Origin of the sequence: Arthrobacter psychrochitiniphilus, assembly GCF_003185915.1 — a bacterium.
GTDB lineage: Bacteria > Actinomycetota > Actinomycetes > Actinomycetales > Micrococcaceae > Specibacter > Specibacter psychrochitiniphilus.
The window spans coordinates 54,377-79,559 of sequence record NZ_QHLZ01000008.1 but is presented as its reverse complement, the minus strand read 5'-3'; the positions used below and the strand labels follow the sequence as shown (position 1 = coordinate 79,559).

Below are 25,183 nucleotides of genomic sequence, written 5' to 3'. Positions count from 1 at the left end.
ATAATCGTAATTATATACGTATAGATTCAGGTATCCATTGATCTAGCCATATCTATATATTATAATTGTGGTATGGGTAATTCGAGGGAAGTCCCGGCGGATCGGGACGCGTCATCCACCCCACTCAGTGCGGCGGACCTCATTGACGGGCTCGCTCTTCCCACCCTTGAACCGCTGTCGTGGTTCATTTCCTCCATGCAGGGATTACCGCCGCTGCCCATTCCCGGAACCAACAGTGCGCAGCCTGATGAGGGCCCATCGGAAATTGCTGCGCCCCAATCGCAGCTTGAGAGTGTCCGGGCGCTGATAGACGGCTGTGGCGAAGCACTTTCAGCTCTGCGGAGGCATCAGAACCAATGTGCAGCTCTGGTAGCACTCATGGTGGACCGCCTGGAATCTGCAGCCATGCTGGAAGGCGGGCTCTTGACGCTCGATTGGTGGCAGAAAGGCTGCGCCTTGGACCAGATTAGCGCCGAGTTGGCCAATATTTTGCATGTCCCTGAGAGTGTCGCTGGAGTGTTGATCGAGAAGTCAATGATGTTAGTGCGGAAACTTCCCACCTCCATGGAACTGCTCTCAGCAGGGGAATTGGGCTGGGATTTTGCGCTCATCATTGCGGAGGAAACCAGCCTTTTACACCAAGCCGAGATCCCGCAGGAAGCCATCGATTCTTTCGAGAAGCGTCTGTTGGAGCATGCCGGCAATAAAACTCTGCCAAGCTTTCGCTCTACCGCCCGCAGATTGCGAGAGCGCAGCTATCCCGAGACCATCGTGGCGCGGACCAGGCGTGCTTATGCTGACCGGAATGTGCGTGTCCACCGTGGATTTGACGGTATGTCCTGGTTTAGCCTTTACGGTCCAGCCCCTACTATCGAGGGGATCTGGGACCAGTGCACTTATACGGCACAAGCCGCCCGGGGCGATCATGAAGCCCGGACGCTCTCGCAATTGCGCGCAGACGTGGCGGCCGCCTTGCTGCTGAGGCAGAGTATGGACGAGAACGGCATCCATTTACCAGCCTCATCACAGGCCGGAACCACAAACGCGGTGCCTGCAAACCCCGTAGTGACAAACACTGAGAGTACCCGTGGCCATTGGGGACAAATGGACGGCTCGGCTTCTGGCGGTGATTCCGGCGCTAGTCTCGATCTGCTTCCATGGCAGCTGCGGCCGGAGCCAGATGCATGTGGGGAGGGGCTTTTCCCCGACCCTGATCGCGGTGGGGCCCTGCTCCACCCGTGGCAAGTTCCAGTCTTTGAAGATGCCAACTACTACGACCCCTTGTTTCACGAGCCGGATCCTCGCAACCGCCCGGAATGGCTTTGCAATTCCCAGCTGCCAGAGTTGAGTATTGCAAGCACCGTCAGTGGTGAAGTATGGCCACCGCTGCCACAAGTCACTCCTGTCCTACTAGTTCCGGCGCTATCCTTACTCGGCGTGACCAATGAGCCGGCATGGATGGAGGGAACCGGACCTATAAGTATGGAAGTCGCCAAACGCTTGGCCGTAGAGGCCGGCAGCTTCCTCAGAGTCCTCGTTGATCCCCTAACTAATAGACCCATCGATCGGTATCCGGACCGTTATCGGATCGACCGCGCCATGCGGACCATGCTGCTGATTAGAGATGTTTACTGCCAGTTCCCCGGCTGCATGGCCAAAGCTATTAATTGCGATGTAGACCATGTTAAGAGCTTCGAAAGCGGTGGCAGGTCCATCTATAACAACTTAGAGCACCTGTGCGGTCACCACCATCGGGTTAAGCACTTCAAAGATGACAAAGACAGGCATGGTAGGCGGCGCTGCATTGCAGAACCCGAGCGTCAGAGCCTTCGGCTCCGTGGCTGGTCGCCCCGCGTGGAAGAAAACGGAACCATCTCGTGGACATCGCCTTCAGGCCGTTACTGCCCGCCAGATCCCCCGGAACAGCAACCGCCGGTCTATCCGAAATGGTTGAAAAAGATTATCCAGGGCTCGCTAGGGCAGCACCCCAGTGGTGGGCAAATTGGCCAGCGAATCTTAGCTGGCGAGCCGTTAGCTGCCGCAGCGAGGCAGGAGAGAAGCAACGATTCCTGGGACGGTGTTGTAGGGGACAGCGAGAGCTGGGACGGTGTTGGTTTGACCGAGGATTGCTGGGGTGGCGATACTCTGCCCGATCCTCCGGCGGCCACGCCGTACGACGAGGAAGACGACGCCATTCTGACTCGTTTGGCGATCCTACGGGCTCAAGATCAGCAGCTTCTGGGCCTCGCTGACGCAGCGTAGAGCTCCTTTAGTACCGTTCTGGCTCAGTGCCTAGGGCGAACCGGAATCCCCGGACACTTTGGGGGAGAATCTCCACGAAGGTGTATTTCAAGGTTTGTAGCCAGGGAGTAAGAGGCAGTTCGCTGGCTGCGTCAATCTCTGTTTGCGATTCCAGTACCCGGGCAGTGCCCTTGAGTACCACACTCCAGGCTTCACTTTCGGTAAGTCCGTCTATCTCAAAAGCCACGGAATCATTGATGGTTAGCTCCGCCAACTTCGTCCCGGGATTGGTACGCATCAACAGTTTCCCATCATGGGCCAGATAGTTGATTGGAAAAATGTCTGGCATGTTTCCCACGCTCAGTGCCAACCTCCCAAAGCGTGTGTGTTCGAGGAAGCGCCAGGCTTCCTCTTCGCCCATAACCTGACCCGGATGCTCTTCACTGTTCATACTGTGATTATGCACCATTCGCCGAGCTGGCGGTGGTGCCAGCACTTTCCCGCAGCACTACCGTCCCTGTGACTGTCGATCCGGTCTGCGTTTCCGCCTCTAGCGCCAGGGTTGCCGCCAGCCGCCCTATTTCTTCAAGGGGCAGCCGGTAGGTGCTCAGTCCTGGGAAGTGGTCCCGCAGGGTGGGAATGTCATCAAATCCTGCAACCTGTACATCTTCGGGAATCCTTAGTCCCCTGGACCGCAGCGCAGTCATTGCTCCGAGAGCCATGACATCGTTGGCGGCAAGGATGCAAAGGGGTGAGTCCAGGGAGGTACCTGCGGCAACGATCTCCAAGGTATCGAGGCATTCCAGGGTGGCGTTAAACCCACCGCGGCTCGAGAATTCGCCTTCCACAACGGCCAGGGGAGTTAATTCACGCTCAGTCAAGGCCTGGTGAAAACCTGACACGCGTGATCGCGCAGTGTTCCTGTCATGGGGTCCGGACAGAATGGCAAAGCGCACCAGTCCCCGGTCCACCAGCGCAGCAACCAGATCACGGGCACCTTCAAAGTTGCCAATGGAAATCACTTTGGCATGAGGGATGGATGTGGCTCCCAAGGTGACAACCCGGCCGCCATTTTTGATGTACCGCTCCAGATTCCGGCTCAGCAGAGGGTCCTCTTCGAGGAAGCGTGACGTGGCAAGAATGATGGCATCTGTGCGGTAAGAGATGAATGCATTCACGGCCGCTAGTTCGGCGCTGTGAGTGGCGCTGTGAGTGGAACCGTCAGTGGCCCCGTCACCGCCGCCAAAATCTGTCCCCGCCAGCAGCACCTGGCGCCGCGACTTCAGCGCAACCTCCTGAACGCCGTGCGCAATCGCGGAAAAGTAAGGATCGGCGATGTCGTGCACCACCAGTCCCACCAGGCCCGTGGTTGAGCGGGCCAGCGCCTGAGCCTGCGCATTGGCTACGTACCCCAACTCTTCGGCGGCAACCCTGACCCGCTCGGTGATGTCGGCGGCCGGGTTTCGCGAGGAACCATTCAAGACGCGTGATGCAGTGGCTAGCGAGACGCCTGCAAGGCGGGCAACCTCAGTGAGTTTGACGGGCACAGCATTTTCCTTGTCATGAAGGACGCGGTTTGGTCTTGTGAACGGGTTGCCCCAATGATATGTTGAACAGCAGATGGAAAGCGCTTTCCAAGTATCAGGCCACGCCGGGCAGTCCGGCTCTCCAACAACACCATCCGGGAGATTCACATGACTCTGACAGCATCCACCGAGCAGGCAACTGCACAGTCCACATCTGTTGGCAACGAAGCCAGCAACGTCGCCGGCGGCAAGCCGCGCGTCATTCGCATTGCCATGAACGGCATCACCGGGCGCATGGGCTACCGCCAACACCTGCTGCGTTCCATCCTGCCCCTGCGTGAAACCGGGCTGACGCTAGAAGATGGCACCAAAGTTGGCATTGAGCCCATCTTGGTAGGCCGCAACGCCGAGAAGGTCCGCGAACTGGCGGAACTGCACCACGTTGAGCACTGGACCACCGATCTGGATGCGATCATCGCCGATCCCACGGTCGACGTCGTCTTCGACGCCTCCATGACCAGCCTGCGCGCCGCCACCTTGAAGAAGGCCATGGCCAATGGCAAACACATCTTCACCGAGAAGCCCACAGCGGAGACCCTCGAAGAGGCCATCGAGCTGGCCCGCATCGGCAAGGACGCCGGCATCACAGCAGGCGTTGTGCATGACAAGCTGTACCTACCGGGTCTGGTCAAGCTGCGCCGTCTTGTTGACGAGGGATTCTTCGGCCGCATCCTCTCGATCCGCGGAGAGTTTGGCTACTGGGTGTTCGAAGGTGACCACCAGGCCGCACAGCGCCCCTCCTGGAACTACCGCAAGGAAGATGGCGGCGGCATGACCACTGACATGTTCTGCCACTGGAACTACGTCCTTGAGGGCATCATCGGCAAGGTCAAGAGTGTCAACGCCAAGACTGCAACCCACATCCCGGCTCGCTGGGACGAGGCAGGCAAAGAATACAAGGCAACGGCGGACGACGCCGCCTACGGCATCTTCGAGCTCGAAACCCCGGAAGGTGACGCCGTCATTGGCCAGATCAACTCCTCCTGGGCCGTACGCGTTTACCGCGATGAGCTTGTTGAATTCCAGATCGACGGCACCCACGGCTCCGCCGTCGCCGGCCTTAACAAGTGCGTCTCCCAGCAGCGCGCCAACACACCCAAGCCCGTCTGGAACCCGGATTTGCCCGTGACCGAATCCTTCCGCAGCCAGTGGCAGGAAGTCCCCGCGAACGCAGACCTGGACAATGGCTTCAAGCTGCAGTGGGAAGAGTTCCTGCGCGATGTTGTGGCCGGCCGCGAACACCGCTTCGGTCTGCTCTCCGCTGCCCGCGGCGTGCAGCTGGCCGAACTGGGCCTGGCCTCTTCCGCCGAGCGCCGCACCCTGGACATCCCGGAAATCGAGCTCTAACAATGACACTCTCAATTACCCTTCCGCTGCCCCGCGGCGAGTTAGAAAACCTGACGCTGAACGCCACTGGTCCTTGGCGCAAACCCACCGAGCTGATCACTTCCCGCAAGGTTTACGCCGCCGCGCACGTCACCCCGAAGGTGCTGGGCAACAACGTCCCCGGCGCCCCGGCTGACATTGACTGGGACGCCACTTTGGCATTCCGCCGTGAGCTGTGGAGCTGGGGCGTGGGCATTGCCGACGCCATGGACACCGCACAGCGCGGCATGGGACTGGACTGGGCCGCCACGCAGGAGCTCATCAACCGCTCCGCCGCCGAGGCCGCGCTCATTGCCACCCCGGAACGCACCGTGCGTGACCTTTTGGCCTGCGGTGCCGGCACCGACCAGCTGGATCCCGCCACGGTGGAGCCGGGCGAGGCCGGGCTAGCCGCAGTGCTAGCTGCCTACCGAGAGCAGATCGCCGTGGTCGAGGCATCAGGGGCCAAGGTCATCATTATGGCTTCCCGCGCCTTGGCCAAGGTTGCCTCCGGTCCCGATGATTACCTGAGCCTCTATGGCACCCTACTGACCGAGGTCAAGGAACCCGTGGTCTTGCACTGGCTGGGCACCATGTTTGACCCGGCTCTGGCCGGCTACTGGGGGAGCGACGACGTCGCCGCAGCCACCGCAACATTCCAGAAGCTGATTGAGGCCCACGCTTCCAAGGTTGACGGGGTGAAGGTTTCCCTGCTCGACGCCGGACATGAAGTTGCGCTGCGTGCCAGCCTTCCTGAGGGCGTGCGTCTGTACACGGGCGACGATTTCAATTACCCGGAACTGATCGACGGGGACGGCGAACACTACTCGGACGCCCTCTTGGGCATCTTCGCCGCCATTGCCCCTGCCGCATCCACTGCGTTGCAGGAGTACGATGCCGGCCGCTCGGCAGAAGCACGCGCCATCCTGGACTCCACCCGGGATCTTGGCCTGCACATCTTCGAGGCACCCACGCACTACTACAAAACGGGTATTGCCTTCCTTGCCTGGCTCAACGGCTACCAGGCTGGGTTCCAAATGGTCGGCGGCCTGCACTCAGGCCGGGACCTGAACCACTTGGTCAAGCTGTTCCGCTTGGCCAACACAGCCGGGCTGCTGCTCAACCCCGAACAGGCAGCCACCCGCATGGCAGGCTTCTTGAACGCGGCCGGGGTCGCCTCAGTGGCCAAGGGCGCCGAGTCCACCGTCCTGGAAGGAGCACAAGCATGAGCACCTTTGAGAAGCTGTCCATCAACACCGCCACCATTAAGAAGGCCTCACTGGCCGAGGCCCTTGAGCTAAGCGTGGCTGCGGGCCTGAAACACATTGGGCTCTGGCGCGACAAGGTAGCCGAAGTTGGCCTAGAGACGGCCGTCGAGCTGGTCAAGGCCTCCGGTCTGCAGGTTTCCAGCCTGTGCCGTGGCGGCTTCCTGACCGCAGCCGATGGCGCTGGTCAGGCCGCAGCGCTGGCCGATAACAAGGCCGCCATCCTCGAGGCCAAGGCCCTGGGCACCACCGAAATCATCATGGTGGTGGGTGGGCTGCCGGACTTCAGCGTCTCACCCGGCGCCGTTGACGGGGGCGGTGAAGCTACCGCCGTGGCTGGTGGCAAGGACATCGTCTTGGCCCGCCAGCGCGTGGCAGACCGTCTGGCCGAACTGGTGCCGTTCGCACTGGAACACGGTGTCCGCCTGGTGCTGGAACCGCTGCACCCCATGTATGCAGCCGACCGTGCCGTGCTCTCGACCCTAGGCCAAGCCCTGGATCTGGCCGCGCCTCACCCGGTCGAGGCTGTTGGCGTTGTGGTGGATACCTTCCACGTCTGGTGGGACCCGTCCCTGCGCGAGCAGATCGCCCGAGCCGGCGCAGCGGGCCGCATTGCGTCTTACCAGGTCTGCGACTTCAACCTGCCTATCGCCGCCGATGCGCTGCTGTCCCGCGGTTTCATGGGTGACGGCGTGATTGACTTCGCCTCCATCGGCCAGTGGGTTGCCGAGGCAGGCTACAACGGCGTTGTTGAGGTGGAAATCTTCAACGAGGACATCTGGAACCTGCCCTACGCGCAGGTCGTTGACACGGTCAAGGCCCGCTACGCCGAACTGGTGGAACCACATTTGGTGCGCGAACTAGCTGGCTAAATGTACTTCAGGAAGCGTTCCGGCGCATCCATGAAGGAGCGCCAGTTCCGCACGAGTTCAAGCTCCTCCCAGCTGTTGGGACGCAACCCCCACGGCCCCACCTCGTAAATGTCGGCTCCCGGCAGGGATGCCAACAGCGGGGAGTGGGTCGAGAGGATGACTTGGGAGTCGCCGTCGTCCATCAACGCGGTGAGCACGCTGAGCAGGGACAGGCAGCCGGAGAAGGATAGTGCGGATTCGGGCTCGTCTAGGATCCACAGTCCGCCGCCCCGGAAACGGTTCACGATCAGCTCTAAGAACGATTCGCCGTGGGACATCTCGTGATAGTTACTGTCAGGGATGCCGGTGGAGGGGTTGTCCTCGAGGTAGCTGAAGAAGCCGTGCATGGTTTCGGCGCGCAGAAAGTAGCCGTATTTGCTGCTGCCAATGTTGCGATCCACTTTGAGGTAGGAGTGGAGATCGGATTCGGTGGGGCGGCTGTGGTGCATGGCGCCGGTGGAGCCGCCCTCCGGGTTCACCCCGTAGGCCATGGCGATGGCCTCGACAAGTGTTGACTTCCCGGAGCCGTTCTCGCCCACGAACACCGTGGCGCGGCCCAGATCCAGGCCCTCGCGCAGTATGTGCTGCACGGGGGCCAAGGTTGCGGGCCAGATGTCTGGATTGGGCTGGTTGAAGTCGTTGATGCCCACATGGTGAAGGGGTGTTTGCCCAAAGATCATGGGGTTCCTAGGTGTAGAAGGGCTGGGGTTGGGCCGGATCGGCAGGGATAACATCAAGGCGTTCATCCTCGCAGAGGGCCTCGATGGCTTCCGCTCCTGCCCCAATTCCGGTCCAGTGCGGGTCAACATCGTTGGAAATGCACCATGACCGGTCTGCCGGCCAGATGTAGGCAGGCTCTGGCAGCCACGGCTGTCCGGGAGCCTGATCCTCTGTGGCAATGTCCCAGCTTCCGTTCTCCGAAACGCTCCCGTGATAGAGGAAGAATTCCCGGTGCGGGGTTTCGAAGCGGGCGCCGGGCATGGGGAATCCGTAACCGTCCCAAAATGCGAAGAAGAGTTCCTGAGGTGTTGTGGTGTAGCTAAGCAAAGTGGACACCACAATGTTTAGCTGTTCCGTTTCGGAAAGCCCTCCGGTAGCAACAGCGCCGTCAGTTTCGTCTTGTCCGGCCCGGGTGGGATCCGGGATGAAGCGCAGCCGGGCATGGCTGTCAAACGCCGCCGGGCCAAAAGTGAGAACTCGCTGCCACGGCAGCTCAGAGTTGATGATCCAGCTGGCGGCGGCGCAATCGGGGCTCGGGCGAGGGCTCATGCACTCACTCTATCGAGGACTGGATTGAGCGGAAGCAATACTGGAGCGAGCCTTACGCCAAGCGGGCTTCACAGTCTTCCCAGCAACCTTTCAGGTCCCCACAGCTCACACAGGACTAGCATTGATAGTTAGCAGAGGCAATGAATTCCCCTGCCCCAAATTCTGATGAGGGGCGCAGCATTGTGGAACAAGCGAGAGTGCGTGGTGGCGGCAAAGCTGCAAGCTGGCGGGTCAGGGACTTAGCCAATCCGCACTACAAGTGGATAGTTCTTTCCAACACCACTCTTGGCGTCCTCATGGCCTCCATCAACGCCTCCATTTTGCTGATCGCCTTGCCCGATATTTTCCGCGGTGTGGGCATCAACCCCCTGGCCCCCGGAAACACCAGCCTGCTGCTGTGGTCGATCATGGGCTACATGGTGGTCACAGCCGTGCTGGTTGTCAGCTTTGGCCGGTTGGTGTTCTTAGTGTCCGTCCCTGTAGGGCTCTTCGGCACAGTCTGAGCGTACCTGCGGCTGCACGATACCGGAGCGCGGACGCCCGCACGTCTGGATTGGTGGGGGAACGTGAGCTTCGCGGTGGGCTTGATTGCCGTGTTGGTGGGCATCACCTACGGCATTCAGCCCTACGGTGTTCACACCATGGGGTGGAGTAACCCGTGGGTTCTGGCTGCGGTGATAGGGGGAGCCCTGGTGCTGGTGCTCTCCGCCATTGGCCGTGGCGGGCTGATGTTCATCCTCATCATTTGGTTGCAGGGTATTTGGTTGCCGCGCCATGGCTACAGTTTTGTGGATACGCCACTGTGGGCCGGGATTTACATGCTGCCACTCACCGCCGGTTTCCTGGTGGCTGGGCCCATCTCGGGCGCTATTTCCGATAAGCACGGAGCCCGACTACTGGCCACCGGCGGCATGGTGGTGGCGGCTCTGAGCTTTGGTTGGCTGCTGCTGTTGCCGGTGAACTTTGCGTATTGGACTTTTGCCCTGGCACTGCTGCTGAACGGGATTGGCATGGGCCTGTTCGCCGCCCCCAACCGGGCCGGCATCATGAACGCGCTGCCGCCCAACCGCCGTGGCGTGGGTGCTGGCATGAGCACCACCTTCCAGAACTCGGCCATGGTGCTCTCCATCGGCTTCTTCTTCCTCATGGTCACGGGACTGGCCCGGACCCTGCCAGCCACCCTAAATACCGGTTTGATGGCCCATGGGGTGAGCGCGGCCGACGCTGCTTTCCTCACCGGACGCGGGTTCTTCCCGACTCTGATCTCCGGCCCGTTTGCCGACGGGCTGGCCGTGGCCTTTGGCTTCGCCATCGTGGCCTGTCTGGTGGCAGCAGTGGCCTCCGCCTTGCGGGGCGGCAAGTACGCCTATGGTGACGGCGACGAACTGGTGGCTAGCGCAGGGCGCGGAAGTACCTCCACCGCACGAGTTTCTGCACCATTAGCAATACCGGAAACAGCCCGTGCCACGGTTGTTGCGGGGCGGCACGCGTTAGGGAGCGGATACTCAGGTGCACCGCGTCACCGTCACGGTGCACAATGAAGGCTTCCTCTCCGCTGACGGGATGTCCCGGCAGGGTGCTGTAGGCGAAGCCTGAGCGGTCAGGGGTGTCCACCACGGCAACCACCTGCACGGGTTCCACAACCTTCACACCCAGCAAGGATGCGGTGACATTGACGTTCTGGCCCTCCACCACGGGGCCCGGTGTGTCCACGCTGAAGCCGCTGCGGGTTTTAACCTTCCACGTCAGCACGTCCTTCGATGCCCGCTGCCACAGTTCCTCACCGTGGCCCAGGACAGTGGTCACCTCGGAGACCCGGTAGCCCTGCACGTTATAGATCCACTGGCCGCGTTCCGGTGCCGTCCGGCAGCGGGGCCGGTCACCTTGGGGCGCCCAGGAGAGACCGTCCGGATCCTGACGCCACGTCTGCCGCGATGGCGCATCCGCCGGAACCTCGCAGAGCCAGTAGGTTGCGTCGGGATCCCAGCCAGCCAATACGGACGAGTATTTTTCATCGATGGTGATCTCGCGCCCGGCCGTTGTCAGGTACCCACCCATGGTGAGGTGGACGGCGTCGTACTTCTCTTTCAGCATGGACCAATCCGGCATGAGCCACTTCCCGTTGCGCCCCGTGGTCCGGTACCAATCCTGACGCTTGGAGGCCGTCACCTCCAGTGAGTGCTCGCGGCACAGCCTGGCCCAGTCTTCGGGGGAGTCGATCTCGTAAATCCGGGCTTTGGCAGGCGGAATGAGCGCTTCGAGGACGGCCTCATCCTCGCCGAAGCCGTCCTCTACGAGCCACAGGCCAACGGGGCCCAACCGAACGGGACCCAACTCCGTCCCATGCATCATGCGGGTGCTGGTGGGCAGTGCCCAGGGCGGGCGGGACCACCAATCCCCGCTCCAGTTCGAGGTGGGGTCGCTGGGGCGTTCACGGACGGCGTTGGCCTCGTCCTGAGGAGTTTCCAGCCGCCACTGTGTGAGCGTCTCGGCGGTGTTTCCCTTTGGCGCGGGCGGACGTGGCGGGTCCGCAACGAAGGCAGCGTTCCACTGGGCTGCAGGCTCCAGGGGAGACGTCCACCAGTGCGTCAGCGGCGAATCCGCTAACTGCTGGGCAAAGCGATGTAAGGCGCGGCGCATTGCGGGGGTGGCGGCCAGGACGTCGTCACCGTCCGGCTCCTGCCAGTAACGGGCCGAGTTGACTGTAGAACTGAGCGCTTCCAGAAGAAGGGACTCCGTGAGCGTGGGCAGCGGCACCGCCTCCAGTAGAGCGGCCACGTCCTGGGCCGTGGGGTTCGGAACCGGCTGCTCGGCGCCGGGTCCGAAGAGAACAGTTGACGTGCCGCGATCCGGGTCGCGGTTGTAGGCGGCGTAGAATCTGGCCGACCCAAAGCCGCCACTATCCTGCCCTGTGCCGCAAGATTCCGTGGCTACCGCATCGGCGGCCAAGCCCGCAAGCTCCAAACAAAGCCGCCGGCCACGGGGCCCGGCGAGCAGAGCGGCAGGTTCCAGAACACGGCGATTTTGTGGCATGGCCCTAGCCTACCGGCACCGTCAGTCCAGCTGGATGCGGACGCTCTTGCCTGTCAGTTCGCCATGAAGTGTGAATTCGAGGGAAAGGTGCTTGACCCCGGGCGGTGGTTCGGGCACAAAGTCCCACGAAGCGGACCATTCGGTTCCGGTTCCTGCAACTCGTCCGCCCACCCGGCGGTATTCAGTCTCGTGATTGTCCGTAATGACAGCCTGGACCGGGGTAAGTACCGTTTCTCCTGGCATGATGGGCCGCGGTCCGGCCTCCTCCTTGCCGTGGGCCGTGCGTTCCTTCGCCCACGCCTCCAACGCAGTGACATAGGCGCTGTCACGTTCCATGGTGGCTTGGCCTCTGGCTCCGGCTAGGTGCACCCTGATACCGCGTCCATTGGCAACGGGCCCCATGAGCTCGAGGATCTCTGAAGTAACTTCAACCCCTGCAAAGCGCACGGCAACGCCCTGGTTCGAGGCAATGATGAGGTCTGCGGGTGCCCAAACGATGCTTGTCATGGTTTCAGGCTAATCCACGTGCGGCGGCAGTGACAGGCCCACACTAGCGATGTCTTTACGGCTTGCGGGCAGCCCAACCGGTACGGTGTCCACGCACCTGCAAGTCTCCACGGCGTTCCAAGGACTCCGGTCCGTCACCCAGCAGCAACTCGAGAGATGCCATGTCTGCGGAGGAGGCCGCGTCGGTAGGGGAGTAAGCGCCAGTTGGGGAGGCGGTGTCAGCGAGCGTCTGGTGGATGCGTGCCAGGAAGTGACGGGCATAGCGGGCGGCAAGTTCCGGCGTCGAGCTTCCCACGGTGGGGAACGGGCGGCGCTGGACTGTGAATCCCACGCTTGCCAGGACGGGCTGCCAGTCCGGGAAGTGGTTCCAGCCCATGCCGGCCAGGATTTCATGGAGGCGCGGCTCCAGGCCCGGTGCCAGCGGCGAGCCTGCCGGCAGAGTTTCGGGGAGGAAGCTGGGCAGCCCGTCCATTTCAAGGACTAGCAGCAGACCGCCTGGATTCAGTGCGGCGAACATGTCCGTCAGAACGCGGTAGGGATCGGCCACCTCGTGCAGGGAGGAGGACGCCCACAACAGATCCGCTGTTATTTCCGACGGCCAGGCTTCATCAAGATCGGTTTGGATCCCACGCACGCGAGCCCCGACCCCATTCTCGGCTGCCGCCGCACGGGTCATGGTCAGCATCTGCGCCGACTTATCTAGGGCGGTGACTGCTGCATGCGGGAATTGCTGTGCCAACGCAACCGTGCCCACACCGGATCCGGCACCCACATCAATCATTGTCTCCGGCTCCTTCGCAGCAAGGGATGCTGCCCAGGCGGTGGCCTCTGTCAGGTAGGAGCCGAGGATGCGGGCGTCTAGGTTGAGTGTCTGCGCTAGTTCGGCGTCGTTCGTGTGAGGGTGTGCGTGGCCTTGGGCGTGTTTTTCGTGTTCGTGGTTGCTCATATTTCCACGGTAGCTTTCCAGTGCTGATAACGCATACACTTTTGCGTATGACGCAAGAATCTGATGTTGATGCCCTGATCCGCCAACGGATCCGCAGCCTCCGACTGGCGCGCGGCTGGTCGCTGGAGAACCTCGCTTCCCGGTGCGAGCTCAGCCAGTCCACCCTCAGCCGCCTTGAAACCGGGCATCGGCGCATAGCGTTGGACCAGCTGGTACCCATCGCCCGCGCTTTTGGCACCACTCTGGATGCTCTAGTGGAGACAGCGGACGATCAGGATGTGGTCATCCGCCCTCAGCCCGGCCACTCACAAGGCCTTACCACGTGGGTACTTTCCACGGGAGACGGCCTGAACGGCAAGACCGTCGCCAAAATGCGCATCACCCCGGACCGGCCCCACCAGCTCGGAGTGCACCCCGGTCGGGACTGGTTTACCGTTCTAGCCGGGATTGCGCGGCTGGAACTGGGGGAGCGAACCATCCTGGTACACCCGGGCGAGGTGGCCGAATTCTCCACCATGGTCCCGCACGCCATTTGCGCCCACGAGGGTCCTGTGGAGATCCTCTCCATTTTCAACCACGACGGCGAACGAGCCCACCTTCACGACGCTCCCCACGCGGCGGGGTAGTGGGAGAACTAGTCCGAGGCCGTGCGCTGGCTCCCACTGCCAGCCAGCCGTGCTGTCGGTATTGCCTCAATTCATTGTAATGATACATTGAGACAAAGAAATCAGAACTAAGGGGAGTCATGTCAACTGATGTAGGAGTTTCCTGGGTACTGCTAGGAATGTTCGCACTGCTCGCGGCAAGCGTGGCAGCGGCTTCGCAGTTCCGCCGATTCAGGCAGAGCCAAATGCAGAGGTTTTGGGATCGAGTGGGCCTTCCCATGGGAACGGATGAGATCAATACCTCCGTTGCCCGCAGGCTTCACCGCAGCGACACGGCACAGTGGCTTGGTGGCCTTGCCGGGACCTTGGTTGCCGCTACCGTGCTGCTGTTGACACCCACGCCTGGGCCCATCTTTGGTTTCTCGTGGCTCGTGGTACTTCCCGCGTTCATCATCGGCATGTCCACCTTTGACGTTGCCCTGGCGCTGCGGGACTCCCTCTTTACCAAGCGTGAGGACTCCCCACGCATGGCCAGGGCGGCGGCTGTCGATGCTGCCGACTACATGAGCCCTTGGCGGCGAGCAACAGCACCACTTCTCCTTGCGCTGGCAGTTGCCCTGGACGTCACCGTCCTCGCCATGGGAGCGGCCGGAAAGGTCAACGGAGGCGCCTTCTTGCAAAGTATGGCATTGCCCTTCCTGGTTCTCGCCCTAGTGGTAGCAACAGGATCCAAACTGGTTTCCCAAAGGATGCTGCAACAGCCCCAACCTGTTAGCGATCCCCTGGAATTGGCGTGGGATGACGCCCTGCGGGCGGACACATTCCGGAAGTTGGGCCAATTGAGTGCTGGGTTGGCGTGGCTGGCACTGGCCGCCGCCGGACTCGGTTTAGCCGAGGCAATCGACCCATCCCACACTTCATCACTCTGGTCCCCCTATGGGGAACTGGCCATTTCGTGGGGATTCATCGCCATCGTCATGTTCTTCGGCTACGGCGGAGCCTACAACTACTTCCGCCACCGGCTGTGGACCAACACTGCTTTCGCTGCCACTACACAGGGCCCTGCCCCGAGCACCCCGTACCAACCATGATGCTCACCGTTGACCCTCGTTCAGCTCTGCCACCCTTCGAGCAACTTCGCGCACAAATCTTGCGTCTCATCAATGAGGGATCGCTGGCACCAGAAACACGGCTACCTACGGTAAGGAAACTCGCCGCCGATTTGGCCTTGGCACCCAACACCGTGGCCCGCGCTTACCGGGAACTTGAACTAAATGGCGTCATTGAGACCCGCGGGCGCCACGGTACCTTTGTCTGCTCTCATGAGGATCCCATCGTGCACCAGGCCCAAAAAGCGGCCGCAGACTACGTCCATCAAATCCGGTCCTTGGGGCTTGGTGATGAGGCCGCACGCAGCCTTCTTGAAAGCGCATTGGAAGTGAGGTCAACAGACCTGGGTATGCCTTAATATGGACAGAATGGTGCCCACCGCGCGTAGACCACGCCCCTTTTCCCTGAGCTGGCCAGAGCTTGCCCTGCTGTTCATCACGATTCTGTGGGGTGGGACCTATCTGGTGATTCATTTGGCCATGAAATACAGCGGACCCATGTTCTTCGTGGGTGTCCGCTTCGGTGTTGCCGCACTTGTTGCCAGCCTTATTTTCCATCGCACCCTGCGCGGCATGACCCTGGCTGATGCGGGCGCCGGTGCCGCCATTGGCATCACGATTTTCTTTGGCTATGGTCTGCAAACCGTGGGCCTGCAGACCATCAGCAGCAGTACCTCCGCGTTTCTGACGGCGCTGTTTGTGCCCATGGTGCCCTTTCTCCAGTGGGCGGTGTTCCGAAAACGCCCGCATCTCATGGCCTTTGCCGGAGCAGCGCTGGCCTTCGCTGGGCTAGTTCTCCTTGCAGGGCCCGAAGCCTTCTCGGGGGGTCTGGGTAAGGGGGAGGTCGTGACACTGATTAGTACCGTGGCGATTGCCTCTGAGATTGTTCTGATCAGCCTTTTTGCCACCCGGGTCCACTTGGGCCGCGTGACTGTTGTGCAGCTCCTTGTCTGCAGTCTTTTAGCTTTCGCGTCTATGCCGGTTGTGGGTGAGGCTGTTCCGGAGTTCTCTTGGATATGGCTTAGCGCTGGGGCCGGGCTTGGCCTGGCTAGCTGCGTCATCCAGCTGACTATGAACTGGGCGCAAAAATCTGTGGACCCCACCCGGGCAACCATCATTTACACCGGGGAGCCTCTCTGGGCGGGCGTTTTCGGCCGTATCGCGGGGGACCGGTTGCCTGGCCTTGCGCTAGTGGGTGCTGCGCTGATTGTCCTGAGCGTGCTGGTCAGCGAACTCAAGCCGCAGGGACGCAAGGTTGCCGGGAACCCGTCCACCGCCGTGGTGCTTCCCGAGAGCGGGCCGCGCGGCTGAGCCCTGATGGGCAGAAAGTTGCTCCGGTAAGGATTATCCGGGATGCCCCTTGGCGTGGCGGCAGACGCTCCAGCGGGGGATACGCCGCCGAACTTTCCCTATCTAGGACGCCACGCACTAACGGTCCATAACTATTAGTTTGTAACTAATAGTTATGGCAGACTAGCGGGCATGGATTACGTTACTTCACCCCATGACCCCCAATTGCTGAGGGGAGTGCTGCCGATGCTGATTCTGTCGCTGCTGCACCAGCAGGAATCGTATGGCTATGACCTGGTTGAGAGGCTGCGCGCGGTGGGCCTGTCCGGGCTGGCTACGGGTGCCGTGTATCCGGTGCTGAGCCGATTTGAGCGTGATGGGTGGCTCAGTAGCTACCTGCAGCCTTCAACTTCGGGTCCGGCCCGCAAGTATTATGCGCTCACTAACTCCGGCGAACAGGCCCGTATGGGAGCAGTTCGCAAGTGGCGGGAAATTGTTGAAGTAGCCAATAGGGGACTAGCTACGGCCGGAACGCACCCTGGCCCTGAATCAGAGCGGAACATGGCATGAACATCGAAGACAAAAACTCTGACAATGCAACCCAACAGTTCTTCGGTGGCAGCGGTGCCTTGAGCAAGTCGAAGCGGCTGGGAGTCCGGCATGCGATGGGCAGGAACTGGTATCTGTTCAAAGTTGAGTGGTATCTGGAGAGTAAAGTATCAGGGCGTCGCCGAAAGAGTATTCTCGCTGATCTGCGTGAGGGTATTGGGTTGGCTTGTGAAAAAGTGAAATATCCGACGCTAAGGTTCTGTCGAGCGCCGTAGTGGTCTGCATTTGCCGGGTTTGATCTGGTTGTTGCGTGGCCAGGTGTAGTCGCCGGTGAGGTTGATGTGTTCCCATCCCAGGGGTGAGAGCATCTCCAGGGCTCAGGACTCCCGACATGGCGATTTAGCAGATGTATAGCCAAACGCAAACGGCCCACAATCTGCCGCGGCGTCCTGGACCTCCCCAGATCCTCCCTCAGCCGCGCGGCAAGGATCTGGTTCGTCTCGGTTTTCCGTGTCTCCGGGCGCCTGCGCTACCGCCCGGCAGAGCAGGCAGCACTCACGGGCCGGTAGCCACGGGTCTTCGTCGAGTTCCATCGACGTTCGCGCCAAATAGTGGTGTGGTCCCGGCCGAGATCAACACCGATCTGCCGATCCGACTTGCCAGCCAGGATGCCTACAGCGATGTCCGCCCGATCCGAAAACGACAACCCCTGCTTCCCGCCAGCAACTCCACTGCTCCGCCAACTTGTTGCTTCGAGGGTACGACACCGACCGCGCCTTGCCGCGTGAAATTGGTAATCCGTCAAAACCATTGCGGGTGTATCTTAGTTGTGCATGGCTGCTATATGGCGGGAAATCAACAATCTAGGCGAATGGTGGACAGGCCCACGGGGAGATTCGTGGCTATTGTGCACGATAAACAATCAGAGATACCGGAACTTGAAATTAAGTAAAAGAAATTTCCAAGAAATATCTCACTCAATTCCGACAAGCCTGCTGTGAGTTGTTATAGTCAAGGTGAACTGACGGCAAATCTCAAGAGGTAGGTCTTCGATCGTCCGAGTTTTGAGCCAGGTCTGTGACTCTGCCTACTTCTATCCGCGCCAGCTCTTTACTACTCAAGTTACTACTCAAGCGATGTTCCCAAGGGGGAGAAATGTCCTTTAAGAAGAAATTTGCACTTCTTGGTCTCACGGCGGCCTTGTCGGCTGGTGCTCTTGCGCCCGCCATGGCGGCATCCATGAACGTTGGAGGGGGTGTGTTGGAGTATGGAACCAACGGTTCAGTGGCTTATTCTAACTACTTCCATGCACGAATGAACCACTACTCGACCGTTCAGGCCAACGGGGCGAACTATAGTTCAGGCTGCACTGTGGCCAATGCTTGGTCGTTCAAGTCCGTTACCCAAATCCCGGGCGTCAGCTACCAGTACTTCTACAATTTCTGCTAAATAACTCTAAAATAGCCCTCGCCCCCCCGTAGCCGCGCTGACATCGGGTGGCAAGGGCTATTTTTGTTGTCATCGTATATTTTGCGTAGATTCCTCTTCCGAACGATAGAAGCATTGATGGTTCACAAGATTATTGGGTTTGTTCACTTTGTAATTGCAGTCTTTTCAGTATTACTTGCCTTAGGTTTCATGTCGGCTTCGGACGAGATCGTGCTCCAAGGTGCGGATATGAATCTCACCGTTGGGGGTGACGTCCAGAATGTTGATATGCGCGCTGCCTCGGCATTCATCCAGTCCGCAGCATTGGAACATCAGGGAAATATTGCCAGGCTTGTTCCTGATCTGCGCAACCCCACCTCTCACCGCAATCTATATCTGGCTGTGGGAGCTAGTTCGGCCAGTTCTGCTTCATGGATTGAGAAAGGATATCCGGATTTTACGCGATCTATGACCACAACGGTGCAGCCCTTCGCGAAGATCTCATCCTTGGATGTCCGCGGTCAATATGTTGTTTTTGGATCTAGTTCCTTGGAACAAGCAGTAATCACCGGGCTTCAGGGCATGGGACTGGAAGTTAGTACAGCGTCCGTTAGTCCATTGGAGACTTTCAAATGGTTCCTATCCACATCGGGGCTCGGAAACAGTTACATGGTCCTGGCCCTAATAGTCATTGTTAGCGCCGGAGCCGGGGTGATCCTCAATGCTAGAAGCTACGCTATTCAGCGGCTCCAGGGTGGCTCGTACTGGACATCCCTCGGTCGGGATCTAATTGCTTTGGCACGGTTCACAACACCGATTTACGCTGGACTCGCTGTGATCACATTAGTCGCACTGTACTTCTATAACTCACTCCATCAGGTTGCTGGATTCGCTTGGTTCGCTGCCCTGGTGGCTGCCAGCTTGTCGACAGCAGCCCTATTGACTCATGGTGGGGTGTTGCTGCTTGCTTGGAGGGTTCCCCTCATAGCTGCCGTAAAGGGACAAATCCCTGCGAAGAGCACCCTCGGCGCCGTCTACGTAGTCAAGATCGTCGCTTCCTTCCTTGCCTTTGGTATCGTTTCGGCGACTCTGGTCTTGGGCGGACAGGTCCTGGGGCAGCAAGAAAGCAAGGCTGTTTGGGCCGCCAACAGCGACCTCTCCATGCTTCAGTTCAAAACCAACCTGTCGCAGGAAGAATTCATGCAGCACGGTCAGCTCTTTGGTCAAGCTGCAAGGAAGGCCGACCGAGACGGGACCGTGGTTTTCGCCCAAATGTTCCCCTTTGAGGCGCTCCAGTCCTATGACCCGAATGGGACGGTCGCCCCCGTGTCGGGACCGCCGGTGGTGTATGTCAATTCGACCTATCTCAAACGCGAAACTGTGCTTGACGCTCAGGGCCAACGAATCCTTCCATCAGACACTGTCCGGCTTTTGGTACCGAATTCATTGAAACCAGAGCTGGAAAAGATCTCCGAAACGGTTTCGTTCTCGATTGGCGTGGATCGCCCCGTAAAAGAGACCGTCCTCATTGCAGACGACCAGCGCATCAATGCCTTCTCCTCTTTCGACGGCATTCAAGCGGACACATCTTTTCCCAATGCAGTCGTCCTTGCGGTGCCCTCCGGCGGTACATGGATGCCCGATGGCGACTACTACGCGTACGCAACCAGTGGAGGGCTCCTGTTCACTGATCCGGAAGACATGATCGCCAGAACCGATCAGGCGGGAGCCTCAGGGTTTGTCACAGGATTCCGCCCAGCAGCTCTAGACGCAAGTGCCACTTTCCAAAAGGATGCGGCAGCCTTCCGCAACCACCTCTTCAGCATCGGCGCAGCACTCTTGGTCTTGCTGGTCACCTCCCTGGGCGCCGCTCTCGTCTACACCCGCAAGAACGCCCAAAGAATCTTTGTTAGCTTCATCCACGGTTGGCAGTCTTGGCAAGTCAACGCGTGGCTGCTAGCCGTAGAGTCCGCCGCAGCAATTGCACTGATCGGTTATGGGATCGCTCTGGCAGCAAAGGACGCAGCAGCGACAGCCGCCGGATCTACGGGAGCCACCTCACCTATCCTTCGAGAATCACAACCACTCGTACAATGGGCGCCTACCATCGCCCTAGCCATTGCACTCCTCAGCGTCACATTCACCCTACTCGCGCTGCGGGGCTATAAAACTTCACTGATCCGTTCACACTCGGCGGACGCATAGAAAGGAAGGATTCGATGATTTCTGCACACGGACTCACAAAGACGATCGGCCAACGCACTCTCTGGGAAGAACTCGATGTCACCGTCAATAGCGGTGAAATGATGGCCGTCCGCGGACCCAGTGGGTCGGGTAAATCCACGTTACTAAACTGCCTTGGTCTCCTCGAGCCCCTCACCGCTGGCCACGTGCTGATACAAGGTGCCAATACCACCTCTTACAACCAGCGTCAACAGCGCATCTTTCGCCGCGATACCCTCGGCTACCTATTCCAAAATTACGCCTTAATTGAAAACACGAGCATTCACGACAACCTCACCGTGGCCGGCGGAGAGAATCGCAAACTAAGCCGCACTGAGAAGCACAAGGTCTACGAAGAAGCGCTGGAACATGTTGGACTCACTGGACGTTCCAGGGACCTAGTTTACGAACTCAGTGGTGGCGAGCAACAGCGAGTGGCCCTCGCTCGGTTGCTCGTAAAAAAGCCCGTATTTATCCTGGCCGATGAACCCACCGGAGCCCTCGATGACGACAACGCAGACATGGTCATAAGTACCCTTCGCTATCTGGCCGAAAAGGGAGCAAGCATCCTCATCGCCACCCATAACGATCACGTCGAATCACGATGCGACACCAGTCTTGTCCTTGAATCCCGCGCACTAGTCCCATAGACCCAGCCAGCGAGGAATTGGCAGCAAAGAACGATGGTGGTGACAACTGACGAGATCTCGACTGTCCAAACGGGGGGTTCTCGTCTCCTAACAGGACAACTTAGGTGTTGACCGTCCCGTTGTTTCACGATGGTGCCGTGACGGCTTTTGACGAAGGTTGGTCAGTGAAATGCCCCGCCGGGCTGGTCCCGGCGGGGCATTTGTTGGGGTCGCCTACTGGTAGCGACTCCGAGTAGGGCTGGGAGCCGGCTTGGATGTGCATGGCCACGTCCCCGGAAGTTCGGGTCTCGCGTGACAGGAAAAACAGCAGACTGAGCAGGAAGAACCAGATAGACAAAGTAGCCATCACAAGCGCACTGCCGGGCGTACATGTTGTGGTTGGGGTGGCTTGTGAATTCGTCGAGTATCCGGGCCAAGCCAAGCCTCCACGATGTCCGGTAACGAACGTTCGCGAGACATTCTGTCTTCGGTTTCGTGGCCCGCGGATTGCCGCAGCCGATTTTGTAACGTTTGCCGTGTACGCGTCAATGTAACGCTCAACCGGGTTGGTGATACATTTTGGTGATGCGAATCGGATATGGGCGTGTCTCAACACGCGATCAGCACCCCGAGGCCCAACACGACGCCCTGCGCGCGGCGAGCTGCGAGCAGGTGTTCCTCGACACCGCCTCGGGAAAACTCGCCCGCAGGCCCGAACTCGACAAGGCGCTGCTCTCGGCCAACCGGTCCGGCGACCAGCTTGTTGTCACCAAGCTGGACCGTCTTGGGCGGTCGTTGGAAAACCTCATAGACCTGTCCAATACGCTGCAGGAGCGCGGCGTGGACCTGGTGGTCCTGGACCAGGGCATCGACACGTCATCACCCGCCGGACGTATGTTTTTCCAGATCCTCGGCTCAATAGCCGAGTTCGAACACGCGCTGATGTCCGAACGGACCCGCGACGGGCTAGCCGCCGCCCGGGCACGAGGGCGCACCGGTGGGCAGAAACCAAAACTCGGTCCCCGCCAGGTCAAGCTGGCAAGGGAAATGTATGAGGAAAAGGATGCCGACGGGAAACGTGCCCATACCGTCGAGCACATCGCCCAGGAATTCAGCGTCAGCCGTCCCACCATCTACCGGCACCTGGCCAAACCATGACTCGCGGGCATGGCTCTCCGCAGCAGCGCGAGGACAAGACCGTACTTCGTGGCCTTCCAACTAACTAAGGATTTCTAACATGGTCCTTCGTTCCTTGCTCACGACTGCCGAACGCGGCCAAGTCCTTGAAATCCCCACCGGTGCCGGGGTCCTCGCTGCCCACTACACACTCAGCGAAGCAGACATGTCGTTGATTCGCCAACGACGTGCGGATGCCAACCGGTTGGGCTTTGCCATCCAGCTGTGTCTGCTTCGGCACCCGGGTATCGCGTTGGCCGACGACACCGAAGTGCCCCCTGAAATGATCGATTGGGTCGCGGCCCGCCTGGCCATCCCGGCCGAGGCCTGGGATGAATATGGGACACGTGGGGAAACGCGGCAAGAACATGGACGGGAGATTCGCGCGTACCTGGGCATGTCCGCATTCGGTATCAAGGACTTCCGTCAGATCGTGGAACACGTCGACGAGGTGGCCGCACAAACAGACAAGGGCCTCGTCTTGGTCGAAGGCGCGCGGGACTTCCTGCGCTCAAGGAAGGTTGCCTCGCCCGGGGTGGGGGTCATTGAAAGGGCCTGCGCGCAGGCCCTGACCCGGGCGAACCGGCGAATCTACGCCATCTTATGCGACCAACTCTCCCAGGAGCACCGAGGGCGTCTGGATGGTTTGTTGCTTCGCCGCACCGATAGTTCCTTGACCGAAATCGGCTGGCTGCGGCAGGCACCACTGCGACCCAACGCACGGTCGATGAACGAGCACATCGACCGACTCACGACCTGGCGTGCACTTGACCTGCCCTGGGACGCCGGCAAACTGGTGCACCGGAACAGGTTGCTGAAGTTGGCCCGCGAGGGCGCCTCGATGACCGCGGCAGATCTAGCCAAGTTCGAGCCCGGACGCCGGTACGCGACTCTGTTCGCCATGTCCGTGGAAAGTATGGCAACCGTCACCGATGAAATCATCGATCTACATGACCGAATTATTGGCCGGATCATTCGCACCGCCCGGAACAAACAAAACCAGAACACCTTGGCCTCCCGTGCAACCGTCGCAGCCATGATGCGCCTGCACTCCAAGCTCGGCGATACCCTGATCGCAGCCAAGGAGAACGGTGAAGATCCCTTCGCCGCGATCGAAACTGCGATCGGTTGGGAGTCCTTGGCTGAAAGCATCGCCCAAGCCAAGGACCTGACCCGGCCAGCCCTCGAGGACCACCTCGCGCTCGTCAGCGCCCACTTCACCACGCTGCGCCGCTACACCCCGGCATTTCTTGCCGTCCTCGACCTCCAAGCAGCCCCCGCCGCCCAAGACCTGGTGGCCGCAATCACGGTCATCCGCACAATGAATACCACCGGAGCCCGAAAGATCCCGGAGGATGCACCCACGTCGTTCATCCGGGCCAGGTGGAAGCCACTGGTGTTTACCGAGAACGGCACAGACCGTGGATTCTACGAGTTCTGCGCCCTGGCGGAACTCAAGAATGCGCTGCGCTCAGGAGACATGTGGGTCACCGGCTCCCGGCAATTCCGTGACTTCGATGACTACCTGCTGGCCGGCTCCGACTACACGGCCATGAAGAACGCCGGGGACCTTCCCCTGGTCACAGCCAATGGCGGCGAAGAATATCTCAAGAACCGTCTTGCCCTGCTTAGTGAACGGCTGCACCAAGTCAACGCCCTGGCGTCCCGTGATGAGCTGCCCGGGGTGCTGATCACGGCCAGCGGCGTGAAGATCACCCCGCTCGAGACGATCGTGCCACCACACGCCCAACCCCTGATCGATCAGGCCAGCGCCATGTTCCCGCGAATACGAATCACCGACCTTTTGATGGAAGTCGATGGCTGGACGGGCTTCACCCGCCACTTCACCAACCTCAAGTCCGGCCAACCCTCCAAGGACAAGCAGCTCCTGCTCACCGCAATCCTGGCCGACGGAATCAACCTGGGCCTGACCAAGATGTCAGAGTCATGCACCGGCGTCACCTACGCCCAGCTCGACCGCCAGCAGGCTTCCCATATCCGGGATGAAACCTACAGTGCCGCCCTGGCCGAGCTGGTCAATACCCAGCACGCACACCCATTCGGCGCGCACTGGGGCGATGGCACCACCTCTTCCTCGGACGGGCAGCGCTTCCGCGCCGGTAGCCATGCCGAATCCACCGGGCATGTGAACCCGAAATACGGGTCCGAGCCCGGACGGATGATCTACACGCATGTCTCTGACAAATATTCGCCCTTCCACAGCAAACTGATCAATGTCGGGGACCGCGACGCGACCTACGTCTTGGATGGGCTGCTGTATCACGAGTCCGATCTGGCGATCCAGGAGCACTACACCGACACTGCCGGGTTCACCGACCATCTCTTCGCCCTCATGCACCTGCTCGGATACCGGTTCGCACCCCGGATCCGCAACATCGGCGACACCCGCCTCTACACACCCACCAACGATCCGGGACTGTCGACGTTAACTCCGTTGATCGGCGGCACCATCAACACCAAAACCATCACCGCACACTGGGACGAAATCCTTCGCCTGGCCACATCCATCAAAACCGGCACCGTGACCGCCTCCCTAATGATGCGCAAACTCGGCGCCTACCCACGCCAAAATGGCCTCGCTACCGCACTGAGGGAACTGGGCAAACTGGAACGAACTCTCTTCCTGCTGGACTGGCTCCAAGATCCCGACCTGCGGCGCAAGGTCACAGCCGGGCTGAACAAGGGAGAAGCACGGAACACCCTGGCCCGTGCCGTTTTCTTCAATCGTCTGGGAGAGATCCGCGATCGATCCTTCGAGCAACAGCGCTACCGGGCCTCGGGGCTGAATCTTCTCACCGCGGCCATCGTTCTCTGGAACACGGTCTACCTCGACCGCACCATCACCACCTTGAACCAGGAGGGCAACGCCACGGACCCCGACCTGCTGCGGTTCCTCTCACCCCTGGGATGGGAACACATCAACCTCACCGGCGACTACACCTGGCCCCGCAACAACCAGATCAAACGCGGCAAATACAGACCACTACGGCGCTCGACAAAACCTTAGCGTCGGATATTTCACTTTTTCAC

At 60.1% G+C, this 25,183-nt stretch carries 24 protein-coding genes and 1 pseudogene; 17 read left to right on the top strand and 8 right to left on the bottom strand.

Annotated elements, in window-relative coordinates; genetic code table 11:
• Positions 1-72 precede the first annotated feature (72 nt).
• Entirely contained in the window at positions 73-2,262 is a 2,190-nt protein-coding gene (locus CVS29_RS13265) for an HNH endonuclease signature motif containing protein (RefSeq protein ID WP_110106803.1), read from the top strand.
• 7 nt (positions 2,263-2,269) lie between these two features.
• Here the strand turns inward: CVS29_RS13265 and CVS29_RS13260 are convergent, their stop codons facing one another.
• Complete coding sequence (locus CVS29_RS13260) at positions 2,270-2,692, bottom strand: pyridoxamine 5'-phosphate oxidase family protein (protein WP_110106802.1); 423 nt, start codon at positions 2,690-2,692, stop codon at positions 2,270-2,272.
• Between the two features lie 7 nt (positions 2,693-2,699).
• Positions 2,700-3,788 (bottom strand): LacI family DNA-binding transcriptional regulator, encoded by a 1,089-nt coding sequence (locus tag CVS29_RS13255; protein WP_110106801.1) that lies wholly within the window; start codon positions 3,786-3,788, stop codon positions 2,700-2,702.
• A 252-nt stretch (positions 3,789-4,040) separates the two neighbouring features.
• On the opposite strand from CVS29_RS13255, the gene CVS29_RS13250 reads away from it, so the two are divergent.
• From CVS29_RS13250 to CVS29_RS13240, 3 genes are read left to right on the top strand one after another with little or no spacing between them, the layout of a single operon-like run.
• On the top strand, positions 4,041-5,174 hold the full coding sequence (locus tag CVS29_RS13250) for a Gfo/Idh/MocA family protein (protein ID WP_110106882.1): 1,134 nt from the start codon (positions 4,041-4,043) through the stop codon (positions 5,172-5,174).
• Positions 5,175-5,176: 2 nt separating this feature from the next.
• A complete protein-coding gene (locus tag CVS29_RS13245; protein ID WP_110106800.1) occupies positions 5,177-6,421 on the top strand; it encodes a dihydrodipicolinate synthase family protein in 1,245 nt (414 codons plus the stop codon).
• Positions 6,418-7,329: a sugar phosphate isomerase/epimerase family protein gene (locus CVS29_RS13240; RefSeq protein WP_110106799.1), complete on the top strand. Its 912-nt coding sequence runs from the start codon at positions 6,418-6,420 to the stop codon at positions 7,327-7,329. Before CVS29_RS13245 ends, CVS29_RS13240 begins: the two co-directional genes overlap by 4 nt.
• Here CVS29_RS13240 and CVS29_RS13235 read toward each other — a convergent pair.
• Both CVS29_RS13235 and CVS29_RS18940 read right to left on the bottom strand, forming a co-directional pair.
• Positions 7,326-8,048, bottom strand: a complete 723-nt coding sequence (locus tag CVS29_RS13235) for an AAA family ATPase (RefSeq protein ID WP_110106798.1) — start codon at positions 8,046-8,048, stop codon at positions 7,326-7,328. The genes CVS29_RS13240 and CVS29_RS13235 overlap by 4 nt on opposite strands.
• A 7-nt stretch (positions 8,049-8,055) precedes the next feature.
• The gene (locus CVS29_RS18940; RefSeq protein WP_245932240.1) at positions 8,056-8,637 is read right to left on the bottom strand and encodes a hypothetical protein; all 582 of its coding nucleotides are present in this window, start codon (positions 8,635-8,637) and stop codon (positions 8,056-8,058) included.
• A 140-nt stretch (positions 8,638-8,777) separates the two neighbouring features.
• Between CVS29_RS18940 and CVS29_RS18935 the strand changes: the two genes are divergently transcribed.
• Complete coding sequence (locus CVS29_RS18935) at positions 8,778-9,140, top strand: hypothetical protein (protein WP_245932239.1); 363 nt, start codon at positions 8,778-8,780, stop codon at positions 9,138-9,140.
• Between the two features lie 138 nt (positions 9,141-9,278).
• Positions 9,279-9,752, top strand: a pseudogene (locus CVS29_RS18930) (MFS transporter); the annotation flags it as partial.
• A 277-nt stretch (positions 9,753-10,029) separates the two neighbouring features.
• Here the strand turns inward: CVS29_RS18930 and CVS29_RS18925 are convergent.
• The 3 genes from CVS29_RS18925 to CVS29_RS13210 are packed head-to-tail and all read right to left on the bottom strand — an operon-like array spanning position 10,030 to position 13,123.
• Positions 10,030-11,670, bottom strand: a complete 1,641-nt coding sequence (locus tag CVS29_RS18925; protein WP_110106797.1) for a DUF1990 family protein — start codon at positions 11,668-11,670, stop codon at positions 10,030-10,032.
• 21 nt (positions 11,671-11,691) lie between these two features.
• A complete protein-coding gene (locus tag CVS29_RS13215) occupies positions 11,692-12,177 on the bottom strand; it encodes a hypothetical protein (protein WP_110106796.1) in 486 nt (161 codons plus the stop codon).
• Positions 12,178-12,232: 55 nt separating this feature from the next.
• Positions 12,233-13,123, bottom strand: a complete 891-nt coding sequence (locus CVS29_RS13210; protein ID WP_110106795.1) for a class I SAM-dependent methyltransferase — start codon at positions 13,121-13,123, stop codon at positions 12,233-12,235.
• Between the two features lie 47 nt (positions 13,124-13,170).
• Between CVS29_RS13210 and CVS29_RS13205 the strand changes: the two genes are divergently transcribed.
• The 6 genes from CVS29_RS13205 (at position 13,171) to CVS29_RS13180 (ending at position 16,951) form a co-directional block, all read left to right on the top strand.
• On the top strand, positions 13,171-13,749 hold the full coding sequence (locus CVS29_RS13205; RefSeq protein WP_110106794.1) for a helix-turn-helix domain-containing protein: 579 nt from the start codon (positions 13,171-13,173) through the stop codon (positions 13,747-13,749).
• A gap of 119 nt (positions 13,750-13,868) precedes the next feature.
• Entirely contained in the window at positions 13,869-14,819 is a 951-nt protein-coding gene (locus tag CVS29_RS13200; RefSeq protein WP_146213053.1) for a hypothetical protein, read from the top strand.
• Positions 14,816-15,196 carry a GntR family transcriptional regulator gene (locus CVS29_RS13195; RefSeq protein ID WP_306457003.1) on the top strand — a complete coding sequence of 127 codons (381 nt, stop codon included), beginning with the start codon at positions 14,816-14,818 and terminating at the stop codon, positions 15,194-15,196. Before CVS29_RS13200 ends, CVS29_RS13195 begins: the two co-directional genes overlap by 4 nt.
• A gap of 10 nt (positions 15,197-15,206) precedes the next feature.
• A complete protein-coding gene (locus tag CVS29_RS13190) occupies positions 15,207-16,148 on the top strand; it encodes a DMT family transporter (RefSeq protein ID WP_211315134.1) in 942 nt (313 codons plus the stop codon).
• A gap of 171 nt (positions 16,149-16,319) precedes the next feature.
• The gene (locus tag CVS29_RS13185; protein WP_110106791.1) at positions 16,320-16,697 is read left to right on the top strand and encodes a PadR family transcriptional regulator; all 378 of its coding nucleotides are present in this window, start codon (positions 16,320-16,322) and stop codon (positions 16,695-16,697) included.
• Entirely contained in the window at positions 16,694-16,951 is a 258-nt protein-coding gene (locus tag CVS29_RS13180; protein ID WP_110106790.1) for a hypothetical protein, read from the top strand. Before CVS29_RS13185 ends, CVS29_RS13180 begins: the two co-directional genes overlap by 4 nt.
• Before the next feature lie 254 nt (positions 16,952-17,205).
• Here CVS29_RS13180 and CVS29_RS18485 read toward each other — a convergent pair whose 3' ends face one another.
• The gene (locus CVS29_RS18485; RefSeq protein ID WP_170120978.1) at positions 17,206-17,382 is read right to left on the bottom strand and encodes a helix-turn-helix domain-containing protein; all 177 of its coding nucleotides are present in this window, start codon (positions 17,380-17,382) and stop codon (positions 17,206-17,208) included.
• A gap of 449 nt (positions 17,383-17,831) precedes the next feature.
• On the opposite strand from CVS29_RS18485, the gene CVS29_RS13170 reads away from it, so the two are divergent.
• The 5 genes from CVS29_RS13170 (at position 17,832) to CVS29_RS13150 (ending at position 25,160) form a co-directional block, all read left to right on the top strand.
• Complete coding sequence (locus CVS29_RS13170; RefSeq protein WP_110106788.1) at positions 17,832-18,125, top strand: lactococcin 972 family bacteriocin; 294 nt, start codon at positions 17,832-17,834, stop codon at positions 18,123-18,125.
• A 228-nt stretch (positions 18,126-18,353) separates the two neighbouring features.
• On the top strand, positions 18,354-20,309 hold the full coding sequence (locus CVS29_RS13165) for a hypothetical protein (protein WP_146213052.1): 1,956 nt from the start codon (positions 18,354-18,356) through the stop codon (positions 20,307-20,309).
• Between the two features lie 14 nt (positions 20,310-20,323).
• The gene (locus CVS29_RS13160; protein ID WP_110106786.1) at positions 20,324-20,977 is read left to right on the top strand and encodes an ABC transporter ATP-binding protein; all 654 of its coding nucleotides are present in this window, start codon (positions 20,324-20,326) and stop codon (positions 20,975-20,977) included.
• A 564-nt stretch (positions 20,978-21,541) separates the two neighbouring features.
• Complete coding sequence (locus tag CVS29_RS13155) at positions 21,542-22,114, top strand: recombinase family protein (protein ID WP_110106785.1); 573 nt, start codon at positions 21,542-21,544, stop codon at positions 22,112-22,114.
• A gap of 79 nt (positions 22,115-22,193) precedes the next feature.
• Positions 22,194-25,160, top strand: coding sequence for a Tn3 family transposase (locus CVS29_RS13150; protein ID WP_110106784.1), 2,967 nt, complete (start codon positions 22,194-22,196; stop codon positions 25,158-25,160).
• Positions 25,161-25,183 lie beyond the last annotated feature (23 nt).